The sequence below is a fragment of the Paenibacillus jiangxiensis genome (genome assembly GCF_046098255.1).
GTDB classification, from domain to species: domain Bacteria; phylum Bacillota; class Bacilli; order Paenibacillales; family Paenibacillaceae; genus Paenibacillus; species Paenibacillus jiagnxiensis.
Window position 1 is genome coordinate 233,970 of sequence record NZ_JBJURI010000003.1, and the last position, 14,038, is coordinate 248,007.

Consider the following 14,038-nt stretch of genomic DNA (forward strand, 5'->3'; position numbering starts at 1 on the left):
GTCAACTCCTCATAAACTCGGAAATCAATCGTTCCTGCACTTCCTGCAATTCAACTTTTTCATCTGTCCTTTGCCGGGTGAAATCCCACACATCCTTGATCCGGTCGATCGATTCATCAATTTCGGCGTTCGTACCGCGCTGGTAGGCACCGATGTTGATCAAATCCTCCGAATCTTTGTACACGGCCATCAGTCTTTTAACATTTTCGGATGCTTCAATTTGCTCCCTGGGCGCAATATCTTTCATGACCCGGCTGATGCTGGCCAGCACATCGATGGCGGGAAAATGGCCCTTGTTGGCAATGGAGCGGTTCAGTACAATATGACCGTCCAAAATACCGCGCACCGCGTCCGCGATCGGTTCATTCATATCGTCCCCGTCCACCAGCACGGTGTAAAAAGCGGTAATGGAGCCCGCGGGGCCGGTCCCCGCTCTCTCCAGAAGCTTGGGCAGGCTTGCGAATACGGACGGTGTATAGCCCCGCATCGCAGGCGGTTCGCCTACAGCCAACCCGACTTCACGCTGCGCCATTGCATAACGGGTAACGGAGTCCATCATCAGCATCACATTCAGTCCCCGATCCCTGAAATATTCCGCGACCGTAGTGGCGATCAGCGCCGCCTTGATGCGAATCAGCGCAGGCTGATCGGAAGTGGCCACAATGACGACAGACCTTTCCAGACCTTCAGGACCGAGGTCCCGTTCAATGAAATCCAGCACCTCACGCCCCCGTTCGCCGACAAGCGCAATGACATTGACATCAGCAGCTGTATTGCGCGCGATCATACCCATCAGCGTGCTCTTTCCAACCCCGGACCCTGCAAAAATACCTACACGCTGTCCCTTACCCACTGTCAGCAGACCATCAATCGCTCTAACACCGATGCTGATCGGCTCCTGAACTCGCGGCCGGTTCAACGGATTCGGAGGGGTGTTGAATGTTGAATATCTGGCCATGCGCGAAGGAATCAGGGACCCGTCCAAGGGCTGGCCCAGACCGTCCAGAACCTTGCCCAGCAGCTCAGAACCCACCTGAATATTCAAAGGTTTTCCCGTCCCTACGACATCACAGCCGGGACCGATGGAGTGCAGCTCGCCAAGCGGCATCAGCAGCACTTTATTATCCCTGAAGCCGACAACCTCGGCCTGCAGCGGCTGAGCGCTTTTTCCCGGGTAAATGTAGCAGACATCACCGATGCTTGCGTCAGGACCTTCCGACTCCACCATCAGACCTATGACCTGAGTGACTTTCCCATTTACCCTGACTGGGTCCAAACTTCTCAAATGGTCCAGATAACGACTGGAATCAAACCCCTTCATGCCTTTGCTCCTCGTTATCTAATGCTACCCGCAGCAATTCCTTCTTGATTTCTGCAAGCTGTGTATCAATGCGGGCGTCCACGCTTCCGAATGCAGAACGAATGACCACTCCCCTGTCTTTTACCGTTCCATCGGGGATAATTTGCAGCTCGGCCTGCGAATCCACCACCAAGGAGAGCTCCTCGCGCGCGGCGTTCACGAAAGCGAAGTGAGCGGGCGCAACACATAGGGTAATCGTCCCTTGCTCCCGTTTACGAGCCAGATTTTTGCGGATAAGCTCGAGCATGTAATCCGGCTCGATGCTGAGCTGCCTGTCAATGACCTTTTCCGCAATTCCGCAGCTGATCTCCACCAGAAAAGGTTCTGCTTCCAGAATGAGCTGCTCTTTCACCCCATAGGCATGAAGGAGCACCTCTTGTGCTTCTTCCATCATCTTATCCGATCTGGCCTGCCATTCCGCTTCAGCAAGCCGCTGCCCTTCCTCATACCCCTGCTGAAAGCCTTCTGCCTTAACAGCCTCCGTCAGATGTTCATCCTGCTCGCGTTTTTCCTGCCACCAGGCATTGATTTGTTCCTGGGCCTCCTGAAGAAGGCGCTCCGCTTCCTCCGCTGCATCTCTGACCTGCTTTTCGGCAAATTCCTTGGCATCCGAAAGGATCTCTTCTCTCAGCTTTTCGGTTTCCCGGTCGATTTGCGGTTCAAGGTGCTCCACATAGGCTGTTTCTTCCTCCTCATGAGCAGCTTCCGTTGACTGATAAACCTGCGCTAGCTCAAGCTTCTTCAATGTTTCGACAGGGATATACTGGAATGACTTGATCACATTAGACAATGATGTCATCTCCTCCGCCGCGGGCAATTATAATTTCTCCGGCTTCTTCAAGTCTCCGGATTATGGCCACGATACGTGTCTGAGCCTCTTCCACATCACGCAGCCGGACAGGGCCCATAAATTCCATTTCTTCCTTGAAGGTTTCCGCCATTCGTTTCGACATATTGCGGAAAATGGCGTCACGTACTTCTTCGCTTGATACTTTGAGCGCAAGCTGCAGATCGGCATTGTCCACATCGCGCACAATACGCTGAATGGAACGGTTGTCCACATTGACGATATCCTCGAATACGAACATCCGCTTTTTGATTTCTTCGGCAAGTTCGGGATCCTGTATTTCCAGGGAGTCCAGAATGGTTCTCTCGGTCCCGCGGTCCACCCCGTTCAGAATTTGCACGATGGACTCGATGCCGCCAGCATTCGTGTAATCCTGGGTTACTGTAGAAGAAAGCTTTTGTTCCAGCACTCTTTCAACCTGGGCAATAACCTCCGGCGAAGTGCTGTCCATCACCGCCACTCTTCTTGCCACATCCGCCTGTTTCTCCTGCGGGAGAGAAGAGAGGATGGCAGCAGCCTGCTCAAACTGCAGATAAGAGAGCACCAGAGCAATGGTCTGTGGGTTTTCATTCTGGATAAAGTTCAGAATCTGATTCGGATCGGCCTTTCTGGCAAAATCGAACGGTCTGACTTGCAGCGTCGCTGTCAGCCTGTTGATCACTTCAACTGCTTTTTGCGAACCGAGCGCCTTCTCCAGAATCTCGCGGGCATAGTTGATGCCGCCTTGCGAAATATACTCCTGAGCCAAACAAATCTGGTGAAACTCCGTCATAATTGCGTCCTTTTCGGAAGCTGCTACCGTCCTCACATTGGCAATTTCCAAGGTCAACTGTTCTATTTCATCATCTCTTAAGTGTTTGAATATTTGCGCGGATACCTCCGGCCCAAGCGTGATCAGCAGAATCGCCGCTTTCTGCCTTCCGGATAATCCATGTCCGCTTGACTTCGCCAATGCATTCACCTCTTCTATTCGTCAGCCAACCATGTACGCAGCAGGTTGACGAAATCGTCAGGCTTCTTCTTGGCCAGACTTTCAAGCTGTTTGCGTACTTGATCTTCACTTGTCACACTTTCCAGACTGATTGATGGGAATTCCGTCGGCGGAGGCAGGATCAGGTCATCTTCATACTCTTCCTCTGCCTGTTTGCGTCGGTTCCGCACAATCAGAATGATGGCGGTGGCCACCAGTGCAAGCGCAGCAGCTCCGATCCCCCATACCCATGGGTTGGAAAGCGACATCCATGTCGCAGGCTGTTGTGCAGGCGATGCTGTCTGACTAATGACTTTAACTTTGGCCGCCAGCTGCTGCTGTGTGAATTGCGTTCCAGAATTCGCCAATGAGGCGCCGACAATATTCGTAAGAACCGTTTCCATGTCAGCAATTTGAGCCTGCGATAAAGCCGTTTGTCCCGAACCTGTTTCAACTGCAACGTTAATGGTTAAATCTTTTACAGTATAAGGGCTGGAGATAATGTCTCTGGCGATTCTGTTGACTTCATAGTTGATCGTGCTGGACGTTTTCTCGGATTCGCTCGTGCCCGCGGCAGACCCGCCCGGATAACCCGGAACGTCCTGCTGGCCCGTACCGGCAACTCCTCCCGTCTGGCCGCTTGAGCCTGACGTCGTTTCCGAGGTTTGCTGCGTACTGATTTCGATGCCTTTCATCCGGTCCTGATCAACCGGCGTGACCAGCTGCTCCTTTGAAGTGACCTTGTCGAAATTAAGCTGGGAAGCTACCAGCACATGAATCCGGTCAGCACCTACATATTGGGATAAAAATTGTTCAACTTTTGTTCTGACATCACTTTCAAATTTTTTCTGCAATGCCATATTTTCCTGAACACCGTTGGAAATGCCGCCCTGACCGCCTTTCACCGTCGGTATCAGCTCATATTCGTTATTCGTGATGGTGATATTTTCAACCGGCAGATTCGGAACTGCCGTTTTCACCAAATTAAAGTAACCGTCTATCGCTTCCTGAGAAGGCCGGAACCCCGGCTCAAACTGCATGACAATGGAGGCCGACGCTTTGTCTTCCTCTTCCAGACCCGCAAATATATTCTCCTTTGGGAGATTGATAACGGCTTTAGCGCTCTTGACACCTTCCATCTGTTCCAGCAGCTTCTGTACTTCCCCGTTCAATGCGTTGTTGTACTTCACATTGAATTCGTTCTCGGTCATGCCGATAGCATTTGAGGACTGGTCGAAAGCCCCCAGGCCAATCGACCCATTCTGAATAAGCCCCTGTGATCCGACGGCAACTTTGGCTTCCGCCGCAGAAGCGCTCGGAATGGAAATATCCGTCCCGCTGGCACTCAATTGATAAGGGACGCCAGACGATTTCAAATATTCAATAACAGCCGCAGCATCATTGCTGTTCAAGTCCCGGAAAGCGACCTCGTATTCCGTTTTTGTGAACTGCATGGTCAGTACCGCGGCAGCAAGCACGATAAATGCGAATGTCGAAATGAGCAGTATTTTTTGTTTTTTGCTGAAATTGGTCCAATATCCGACAATCCTGTCGCGATACTGGGCTATTCTCTCGTTCACTGTGTCACCCCATCCGAAACTTTGCTAATTCTGTGATTAAAGCTGCGTACGCATAATCTCTTGGTAGGCTTCTATCGCTTTGTTCCGTATTTGGGTAGTGAACTGCAATGACAGCAAAGCCTCTTGAGAAGCAATCATTACCTGGTCAACATCCACCTGGCCTGTCAGGAATTTATTGGACATTTCCTGTGAATTGATTTCCTGCTGGTTCACCTGATTCAGCGCATCCGCCAAGTAGTCGCCAAACTGGCGCAGCGATTTCGCAGGAGTCGCCTCTGTCTTCGAAGTGTTCATGGATGCCGTCTGCTGGACCGATGGGGACTGAATGTTGAACATTGTGTTTTGAATCATTTATTTCTCTCCTCCATTAATAAAGCGATCTTAGCGATCATTTTCCTATCTCTAACGCTTTGCTGATCATGGCCTTTGAAGCGTTCAGCGCCGTGACGTTCGCCTCGTAGGACCTTGACGCGGAGATCATATCCACCATTTCCTTCGCAATATCCACATTCGGCATATATACATAACCGTTAGCATCCGCATCCGGATGCTCGGGGTTGTAGACAGGCTTGAGCGGCGACGTGTCTTCCTGAATCTCTGCAACCTTGACCCCCGATGCTGTTGTACCTCCGTTCATCTGCGCATTCAACATATCGGAAAATCTGGGTCGATTAGGTTCAAGAACCACCATTTTTCTGCGATACGGAACCGCTTGCCCATTGACTACCTGCGCCCGGGTGGTTTCTGCATTCGCAATATTGCTCGAAATGACATCCATCCGCAAACGCTGTGCAGTTAGGGCTGAAGAACTAATACTAAAACTGTTGCTGATTTTCATTTTGTTCTCTCCCTTCCATATCAGAAAATGTCTTCTTATGTACAAAAAAAGCATTTTCAACAAATTGCGATATTTCCGTTTCTCTTAGATGCCATATTTTTCGTTTTTACACACGTCTCTTTAGGACTTAAGTAGATACATTTACCATGTTTTTGTATATTCTAAGTTTCGTAGAACTTGGGACTAATTACAATAAGAAAAAAGCCCTATCTTTTCGAAAAAAGTGGGCTTTTAGAGGATATTTTGTTAAATTTTGTTCTTTTTTAGGGAAAGTGATCGATTTTTTTTATCGCATAACACCTTTACAAGCTCATTTTTCCTACCAGAGAATCGGGTCATTACTCTCGTTTTTGCTGACCAACGCAATTTCGTTATCCCGCAAAATCCGGCTGGTCGGTCCCAAACAAAGCATGAAAACCATTTGCTTTACAGGATATACTGACTTAAGTCCCGGTCCTCCGCAATATTCCCCAGCTTTTCCTTCACATATTCCGGGGTTATAACCATTCGGTCCAGCGTCAATTCCGGCGCTTCAAAGGAAAGGTCTTCAAGCAGCTTCTCCAGAATGGTATGCAGTCTGCGGGCACCGATGTTCTCGGTGTTTTTATTGACAGTTTCCGCAATTTTCGCAATTTCTCTGATCGCAGCTTCAGAGAATTCAATTTCAATATCCTCCGTACGCAGCAAATCCACATACTGCTTCGTCAATGCATTCTGCGGTTCCGTCAGGATGGAGACAAACTCCTCCAGCGTCAGACTGCTCAGTTCAACCCGGATCGGGAAGCGACCTTGCAGCTCAGGAATAAGATCCGAAGGTTTGGCCACATGAAAGGCGCCTGCGGCGATAAACAGAATATAGTCCGTTTTTACCGGGCCATACTTCGTCATGATCGTCGAGCCTTCTACAATCGGAAGAATATCACGCTGTACCCCTTCACGTGACACATCCGGACCGCTTCCTTTGCCTTGGGTTGCGATTTTGTCGATTTCGTCAATAAATATAATTCCTGATTGTTCGGCACGGGTAACAGACTCCTGAATGACATCGTCCATATCGATCAGCTTGGCTGCTTCTTCCTGAATCAGCACCTTGCGCGCCTCCTTAATAGTCAGCTTGCGCTTCTTCATTCTTTTCGGCAGCAGGCTGCCAAACATCTCCTGCATGTTCATGCCCATCTGCTCATTGCCTTGACCGGCGAACATATCAAACATATTGGGAGCGGTATCTTCAACCTCGATTTCAATCACTTCATTCTCCAGATTCCCGGAAAGCAAATCAAACTTCACCTTGCGCCGTTTCTCCAGCACCGTTCCATCCTGCTGCTCCGGCTCCTCATCCTGGGACTGGCCGGCATTACCCCCAAACAGCATTTCGAAAGGATTGCGCTGGCTCTTGCCGCTGCGGCTGCCTGGCACAAGGATTTGCACAATTCGATCATTGGCCAGCTCTTCCGCCCTATCCTTCACCTTTTCGGTACGTTCTGCTCTAACCATGCGTATGGAGGTTTCGATCAGATCCCGCACCATGGATTCCACGTCACGTCCCACATAACCGACCTCTGTAAACTTCGTGGCTTCCACCTTGACAAAAGGGGCTCCGACCAGCCGGGCGAGCCTGCGGGCGATCTCTGTCTTGCCGACGCCTGTCGGCCCGATCATCAGGATATTTTTGGGCACAATCTCATCCCGGATATCCTCAGCCAACTTGCTGCGGCGGTAGCGGTTGCGCAGCGCCACGGCTACCGACTTTTTGGCCTGCTTTTGCCCAACGATATATTTATCCAATTCAGCGACAATCTGTTTCGGTGTTAAAGCTTGATTATTCATATCCATTCCTCCAGCCCCTGAGTACTCAAAGCCAATATCTATATTAAAGCTCTTCCACAATGATATTGCTGTTCGTGTACACACAAATTTCTGAAGCCACCTGAAGCGCTTCCCGCGCCATATCCGCAGCTTCAAGGCCACTTCCATGACGCTTCAAAGCACGGGCGGCGGCCAGCGCAAAATTGCCCCCTGACCCAATAGCTAACACATCGTCGTCAGGCTCTATAATTTCTCCGCCGCCCGAAATAAGCAGCATTCCGCTTTTATCCATAACAATCATAAGAGCTTCAAGTTTGCGCAGAATGCGGTCCTGCCGCCAGTCCTTGGCCAGTTCAACGGCAGCTCTCTGCAAATTCCCGTGGTGCTCCTCCAGCTTGCCCTCGAATTTTTCAAAAAGGGTGATGGCGTCGGCGACCGAACCAGCGAAACCGGCGACCACCTGTCCCCGGTATAATCTTCTTACCTTTTTGGCTGTCTGCTTCATCACTACGTTGTTGCCGAATGTCACTTGACCGTCTCCGGCAATCGCACCCTTGCCGTTATGGCGAACCGCACAAATCGTAGTCGCATGAAATGACATGTCCATATGGCGCCCTCCTTTATGGCTGAGGCCGCTGCACAATTCATGCAGCAGCCCCGTATATTTTAGGATTATAGAATTTATATATTGTCAGCAAAGCTGAACCATTCTATAATCGCAAGAAAAACTTCCCCTAACTGTGGTCTATCTTCTTTTAAACGTATGTCTTTACGCTTCCTGGCCAGCAGGCACGACGTATGCGTCCCGGATATAGCTTCTGATGCTGTTCAGCGCACGCTGGGCCAGAGCTTCGTTTTTGTCTTTCTTGTTGCGGATGCGGGCTTCCAGCTTTGGAAATAGGCCGAAGTTGGCGTTCATCGGCTGGAAGTGCTTGAAATCAGCTGTCGTAATATAACGGGCCATGCTTCCAAGGGTCGTGTCCGCTGGGAAAACAAGCAGCTCTTGTCCCTGTGCCGCCCGGGCGGCATTGATTCCGGCCAGCAGGCCGGAGGCTGCGGACTCCACATAACCCTCAACGCCTGTCATCTGGCCGGCAAAGAACAGCCCGCTGCGTCCCTTAAACTCGTAGGTGGCATCCAACTGCTTGGGGGAATTGATAAAGGTATTGCGGTGCATAACCCCGTAACGCACAAATTCGGCATTCTCAAGGCCCGGAATCATGGAAAACACACGCTTCTGCTCCCCCCATTTGAGATGGGTTTGGAAGCCTACCAGATTGTAAAGTGTTCCTGCCGCATTATCCTGGCGCAGCTGTACAACCGCGTGGGGTAGTGTGCCTGTATGCGGATTGACGAGGCCGACTGGCTTCATCGGCCCGAACAGAGCCGTTTGCTTCCCGCGCTTCATCATCACTTCAATCGGCATGCAGCCCTCAAAATAAATCTCTTTCTCAAACTCTTTCACCTGCGCCACTTCCGCCGTGATCAGCGCATCATAAAAAGCGTTAAACTCCTCTTCATTCATCGGGCAGTTGAGATAAGCCGCCTCTCCCTTATCATAACGGGAGGCAAGGTATACCTTGCTCATATCAATGGAGTCCTTCTCTACAATCGGGGCAGCAGCGTCGTAGAAATAAAAATACTCTTCCCCCATCATTGCTTTGATCTGCTCGGAAAGAGCTGGCGAAGTCAAAGGTCCTGTCGCCACAACGACGATCCCTTCCTGCGGGATTTCCTGGAGCTCCTCGTTCACGACCTCAATCAGCGGGTGATGGTGAAGCGTGCGCGTAACCTCCCCGGAAAAGCCGTCACGGTCCACTGCAAGGGCTCCTCCGGCAGGGACAGCATTGCGGTCAGCCGCTCCCAGAATGAGCGAGTTCAGCATTCTCATCTCTTCCTTCAGCACACCGACCGCATTGGTCAGGCCGTTGGCCCGCAGCGAATTGCTGCAGACCAGTTCGGCGAATTTATCTGTATGATGCGCCGGTGTTTTGACCACCGGACGCATTTCGTATAATCGGACAGGCACGCCCCGGCTTGCGATTTGCCAGGCAGCTTCGCTTCCGGCCAAACCTGCACCTATGACGGTTACCTTTTGTACATCCACCACTTCAATATCCCCCTGCTTTGTTGTCTTCCATTTTCCTGGGCTGATTATATCGTCTCTTCTACAGCATCGTCGTTCTCTTCAACCATTTCCGTGTGATCGCAGGACGTGCATTGCAGCTTCGTTCCCTGTTTGTTCCGTTTCTCCACCATCAGACTGCCGCAATTCGGGCAAGGCTTGACAGAAGGCTTATCCCAGGACACAAAGTCACATTCCGGATAACGGGTGCACCCATAGAAAATGCGCCCCTTCTTGCTGCGCCGTTCAACAACACTGCCTTCCTTGCAGGTCGGGCATGTTACACCGATATCTTTTACGATCGGCTTCGTGTTTCGGCAATCCGGGAACCCTGAGCAAGCAAGAAACTTCCCGAATCTCCCGAGCTTGTATACCATGGGCTTGCCGCATTTATCGCATACCTCATCAGACACTTCGTCCTCGATTTCAATCTCCTTCATTTCTTCCTCGGCTACCTCCAGCCGCTTCTCAAAGGATTCATAGAAATCGTTGAGCACCTTGACCCAGTCCTCTTCCCCTTCCTCCACATGGTCCAGATCCTCCTCCATATTGGCGGTGAATTCCACGTTCAGAATTTCGGGGAAAAACTGCTCCATTTGCTCAATGACCAGTTCTCCGAGCTCGGTAGGCATAAATTTCTTCTCTTCTATAGCCACGTAACCCCGCTTTTGAATGGTTTCAAGCGTCGGGGCATATGTGCTCGGACGTCCGATCCCAAGCTCTTCAAGCGTCTTTACGAGCCGTGCTTCCGTATACCGGGGCGGAGGCTGCGTAAAATGCTGCTTCGGCTCAATCTCTTCCGTCTTCAGCTTATCCCCTTCCGCAAGCGGCGGCAGCAGCTTCTCCTCTTCGGTGTTCCCGTCATCATTGCCTTCGACGTATACCTTCATAAATCCGGGAAACCGCACTTTGGAGCCCGCTGCACGAAATACGGTCGAGCCTGCCTCGATATCTACAGAAAGAGTATCCATAATGGCCGATGACATTTGGCTTGCCATGAATCTTTCCCATATCAGCTTGTATAAGCGCAGTTGGTCCCTGCTTAAATACGGCTTCATCGAGTCTGGGTCACGCAGCGTGGAGGTCGGGCGAATGGCTTCATGGGCGTCCTGCGCATTGGCTGCTTTTTTCGAATATTGGCGAGGGCTCTCAGGAACATAAGACTCTCCGAATTTGCCCGTAATGTATTCTTTGGCCTCATCCTGCGCCGAAGCGGCGATACGTGTCGAGTCGGTACGCATGTAGGTAATGAGACCGACCGTGCCTTCCTTGCCGAGCTCAACGCCTTCATACAGCTGCTGGGCGACGGACATTGTTTTGGAGGCGCGGAAATTCAGTTTGCGTGCCGCCTCCTGCTGCAGCGAGCTGGTTGTAAAGGGCGGCGACGGGTTGCGGAGCCGCTCTTTCTCTTTCACGCTAATGACCGAGAAGGAAGCATTTCCGATGGCTGCCAATACCTCTTTGACATCCGCCTCGCTCGCAAGCTCCTTTTTCTCCCCGTTCAGCCTGTGGAATTTGGCCTCGAAGCTGCTGTCGTTCACAGACAAGCGGGCTGTGATCGTCCAGTACTCCTCCGGTACAAACTCGCTGATTTCATTTTCCCGGTCCAGGATGATCTTGACCGCAACGGACTGCACGCGTCCGGCTGACAGACCCTTCTTCACTTTTTTCCACAGCAGCGGGCTGATTTTATAACCGACGAGACGGTCCAAAATCCGCCGTGCCTGCTGGGCGTTCACCAGGTCCATATTGATTTTGCGAGGTGTTTTAAACGCATCCTTGACCGCCTGCTTTGTTATTTCATTAAATACGACACGGCAGTCTGCCTTGTCATCCAGCTCCAGCGCATGCGCCAAATGCCAGGCAATGGCCTCTCCTTCGCGGTCAGGGTCAGCTGCCAGATAGACTTTTTTCACTTTTTTACTGGCATCCTTTAATTCCTTCAAAATAGAGCCTTTACCGCGTATGGTTATATATTTCGGATTGAAGTCGTTCTCCACTTCAACCCCGATCTGGCTTTTAGGCAAATCCCGGACATGCCCCATTGAAGCTTTGACGATATATTTGCTGCCTAAATACTTGCCGATCGTTTTCGCCTTGGAAGGCGATTCCACAATGACGAGTGAATCCGCCACAAACCATCCTCCTCTCAATTACTGGTCTTGCTTTTTCATTTAGGCGTTATTCAGCAGTGCCTATCCATGTATAGTTAATATCGTTATGGCTGATTAAATTAACTCATATTTCAGACCCGGAAGCTGAGTGACCCTTTTTTTTATGATTAACGATAACAGAACTGAGTGCAAAAGTCCAAAATCCCAGCCGGTCGCCGTCAGCAGCTCATCCACCGTAAAGGTCGCCTGCTCCAGAAGTTCAATAATCCGTTCTTCATCAGAAGAATAGATCTGCCGCAAAAGACCGCCCGGATTCCCTGCATCAGACGCAGATGTCAGATCTGACTCCACAACGGCAGCAGTCCACATGCCATACTCCTCGATGATATCGGAAGCTTCAGTAACCAGCTTAGCTCCTTGCTTGATTAAATTCAAGGTGCCCCGGCTTTTCGGCGATGTAACAGGCCCAGGCACCGCGAAAACATCCCTGCCCGCCTCCAGGGCAGCATCGGCTGTAATCAGCGAACCGCTGCGAATATCAGCTTCCACAACGAGTGTTCCCCGGGTCAGTCCGGCAATGATGCGATTGCGCTGTGGAAACAAGCCGGGATGCGATTTCGTCCCAGGGGGATACTCGGAGACGACGAGCCCCTTGCGGATAATCTCTTTATATAATGATGTATTTTCCAGAGGATATGCAACGTCGATCGCCGTGCCCAGCACAGCAAGTGTGCTGCCGCCGCAGCGAAGCGCGGCTTCATGGCAGATGCTGTCGATCCCTCTCGCCATCCCGCTGACAATCGTATACCCGTTCGCACACAGCTCCTCCGCCAGCATCTCCGCCATTTTCCGGCCGTAGGCAGTAGGCACGCGAGTACCCACCATAGCTACCGATACGGAATCCAGCAATGATCTGTCGCCAAGGAAATACACAACCCATGCCGGATCGGAAGTTTCCTTCATTAATACAGGATAATCATCATCCAGATAAGTAATAACACCAATACCCTCCTGCTGAACCTTCAACCACTGCTGTGTGACCCAATCCTTTGTAAACAGGGCTGAGGATTGCCGTGCCAACTCCGCCGACAGTCCGATCCCCGCCCACTCCGTCTCCCTGAAATCAAACAGATCATACAGCCTGATTCCGCTGGAAAAAATGCGGCTGACCGTTCTGCGGCCCACCCCCTGCAGCATGGTTAGCCCGACTAACACCTGACGTTCATCCATTTTCCGTTTCCTCCCTAAAAGGGAAGGCTGTGCCCTCCCTATTTTGTGACAGAGATCATTTTTTTGCAAGCGTTTCCTCTCCAAAAAAATGAAAACGCCAAAAAAGCAACCTTTTCATTCCCGCATGCGGAAACAAAAAGGTTGCTTACCTTTACTACATTATATACCAGTAAAAACCGGATTGTTCAAGTCTATTAATGTGTCGTGCAGAGGTTGAGAATACCCCGCTCTTCCAATACGCTGACCAGAGTTGAGCCCATTTCGGAAGGAGTTGGAGCGACTTTAATGCCGCATGATTCCAGTTTCTCGATCTTTTCCTTCGCTGTACCCTTGCCGCCGGAAATAATCGCACCCGCGTGGCCCATCCGTTTGCCCGGAGGAGCAGTTACGCCGCCGATAAAGCCGACAACAGGCTTGGTCATATTTTCTTTGATCCATTCTGCCGCTTCTTCTTCCGCCGTTCCGCCGATTTCACCGATCATAATGACAGCATGTGTCTGCGGATCTTCGTTAAAGCGGCGCAAAATGTCAATAAATTCAGACCCTTTTACCGGGTCCCCACCAATGCCTACAGCAGAGGATTGGCCGATACCGCGTGTAGTCAGCTGATGTACAGCCTCATAAGTAAGGGTGCCGCTGCGGGAGACGACGCCCACATGGCCAGGCATGTGAATATACCCGGGCATAATGCCGATTTTGCACTCGCCAGGTGTGATAACCCCAGGACAGTTGGGTCCGATCAGGACGGTCTTCTTGCCTTCCATAAACCGCTTTACCTTGATCATATCCATTACCGGAATTCCCTCGGTGATACAGATCACAAGCTCCATCTCCGCGTCTACCGCTTCCATGATGGAATCCGCCGCGAAAGCCGGCGGTACATAAATAACGCTGGCAGTAGCTCCAGTCTTCGCTTTGGCCTCTTCAACCGTGTTGAAGACAGGCAGCTTTACTGTGCTGCCGTTCTCCAGCGTAATCTCCACTTCCGTGCCGCCTTTGCCCGGCGAGGTGCCGCCGACCATCTGTGTTCCATAATCAAGGGCTCCCTTAGCATGAAACAATGCCGTTTTCCCTGTAATCCCTTGCGTAATGACTTTTGTATTTTTGTCGACCAAAATACTCACGCTGCTCACATCCCCTATCTATTATTCTTTCATCCGGAATGCAA

The 14,038-nt window shown here is 51.0% G+C and carries 12 protein-coding genes; all 12 read right to left on the reverse strand.

The annotated features are described in order from the left end of the window. Position 1: 1 nt before the first annotated feature. On the reverse strand, positions 2-1,321 hold the full coding sequence (gene fliI / locus ACI1P2_RS04710) for a flagellar protein export ATPase FliI (protein ID WP_355317311.1): 1,320 nt from the start codon (positions 1,319-1,321) through the stop codon (positions 2-4). After that, on the reverse strand, positions 1,308-2,150 hold the full coding sequence (locus ACI1P2_RS04715) for a FliH/SctL family protein (protein ID WP_355317313.1): 843 nt from the start codon (positions 2,148-2,150) through the stop codon (positions 1,308-1,310). The genes fliI and ACI1P2_RS04715 overlap by 14 nt, the downstream gene beginning before the upstream one ends. Continuing rightward, complete coding sequence (fliG, locus tag ACI1P2_RS04720; protein WP_355317314.1) at positions 2,143-3,159, reverse strand: flagellar motor switch protein FliG; 1,017 nt, start codon at positions 3,157-3,159, stop codon at positions 2,143-2,145. The genes ACI1P2_RS04715 and fliG overlap by 8 nt, the downstream gene beginning before the upstream one ends. Positions 3,160-3,173: 14 nt before the next feature. Next, complete coding sequence (gene fliF / locus ACI1P2_RS04725) at positions 3,174-4,757, reverse strand: flagellar basal-body MS-ring/collar protein FliF (protein ID WP_355317316.1); 1,584 nt, start codon at positions 4,755-4,757, stop codon at positions 3,174-3,176. Between the two features lie 36 nt (positions 4,758-4,793). Continuing rightward, positions 4,794-5,108, reverse strand: coding sequence for a flagellar hook-basal body complex protein FliE (fliE, locus tag ACI1P2_RS04730; protein ID WP_355317318.1), 315 nt, complete (start codon positions 5,106-5,108; stop codon positions 4,794-4,796). Between the two features lie 37 nt (positions 5,109-5,145). Continuing rightward, positions 5,146-5,595: a flagellar basal body rod protein FlgC gene (gene flgC, locus ACI1P2_RS04735; RefSeq protein WP_355317320.1), complete on the reverse strand. Its 450-nt coding sequence runs from the start codon at positions 5,593-5,595 to the stop codon at positions 5,146-5,148. Positions 5,596-6,021: 426 nt separating this feature from the next. Continuing rightward, positions 6,022-7,422 carry an ATP-dependent protease ATPase subunit HslU gene (gene hslU / locus ACI1P2_RS04740; protein WP_355317322.1) on the reverse strand — a complete coding sequence of 467 codons (1,401 nt, stop codon included), beginning with the start codon at positions 7,420-7,422 and terminating at the stop codon, positions 6,022-6,024. A gap of 43 nt (positions 7,423-7,465) precedes the next feature. Beyond that, positions 7,466-8,008 carry an ATP-dependent protease subunit HslV gene (hslV, locus tag ACI1P2_RS04745; RefSeq protein ID WP_355317324.1) on the reverse strand — a complete coding sequence of 181 codons (543 nt, stop codon included), beginning with the start codon at positions 8,006-8,008 and terminating at the stop codon, positions 7,466-7,468. A 162-nt stretch (positions 8,009-8,170) separates the two neighbouring features. Continuing rightward, positions 8,171-9,556, reverse strand: coding sequence for an FADH(2)-oxidizing methylenetetrahydrofolate--tRNA-(uracil(54)-C(5))-methyltransferase TrmFO (gene trmFO / locus ACI1P2_RS04750; protein WP_408976133.1), 1,386 nt, complete (start codon positions 9,554-9,556; stop codon positions 8,171-8,173). Further along, complete coding sequence (gene topA / locus ACI1P2_RS04755) at positions 9,556-11,661, reverse strand: type I DNA topoisomerase (RefSeq protein ID WP_355317328.1); 2,106 nt, start codon at positions 11,659-11,661, stop codon at positions 9,556-9,558. Before topA ends, trmFO begins: the two co-directional genes overlap by 1 nt. A 93-nt stretch (positions 11,662-11,754) precedes the next feature. Then, a complete protein-coding gene (gene dprA, locus ACI1P2_RS04760; RefSeq protein ID WP_355317330.1) occupies positions 11,755-12,870 on the reverse strand; it encodes a DNA-processing protein DprA in 1,116 nt (371 codons plus the stop codon). 194 nt (positions 12,871-13,064) lie between these two features. After that, complete coding sequence (sucD, locus tag ACI1P2_RS04765; protein ID WP_355317332.1) at positions 13,065-13,994, reverse strand: succinate--CoA ligase subunit alpha; 930 nt, start codon at positions 13,992-13,994, stop codon at positions 13,065-13,067. Positions 13,995-14,038: the final 44 nt, after the last annotated feature.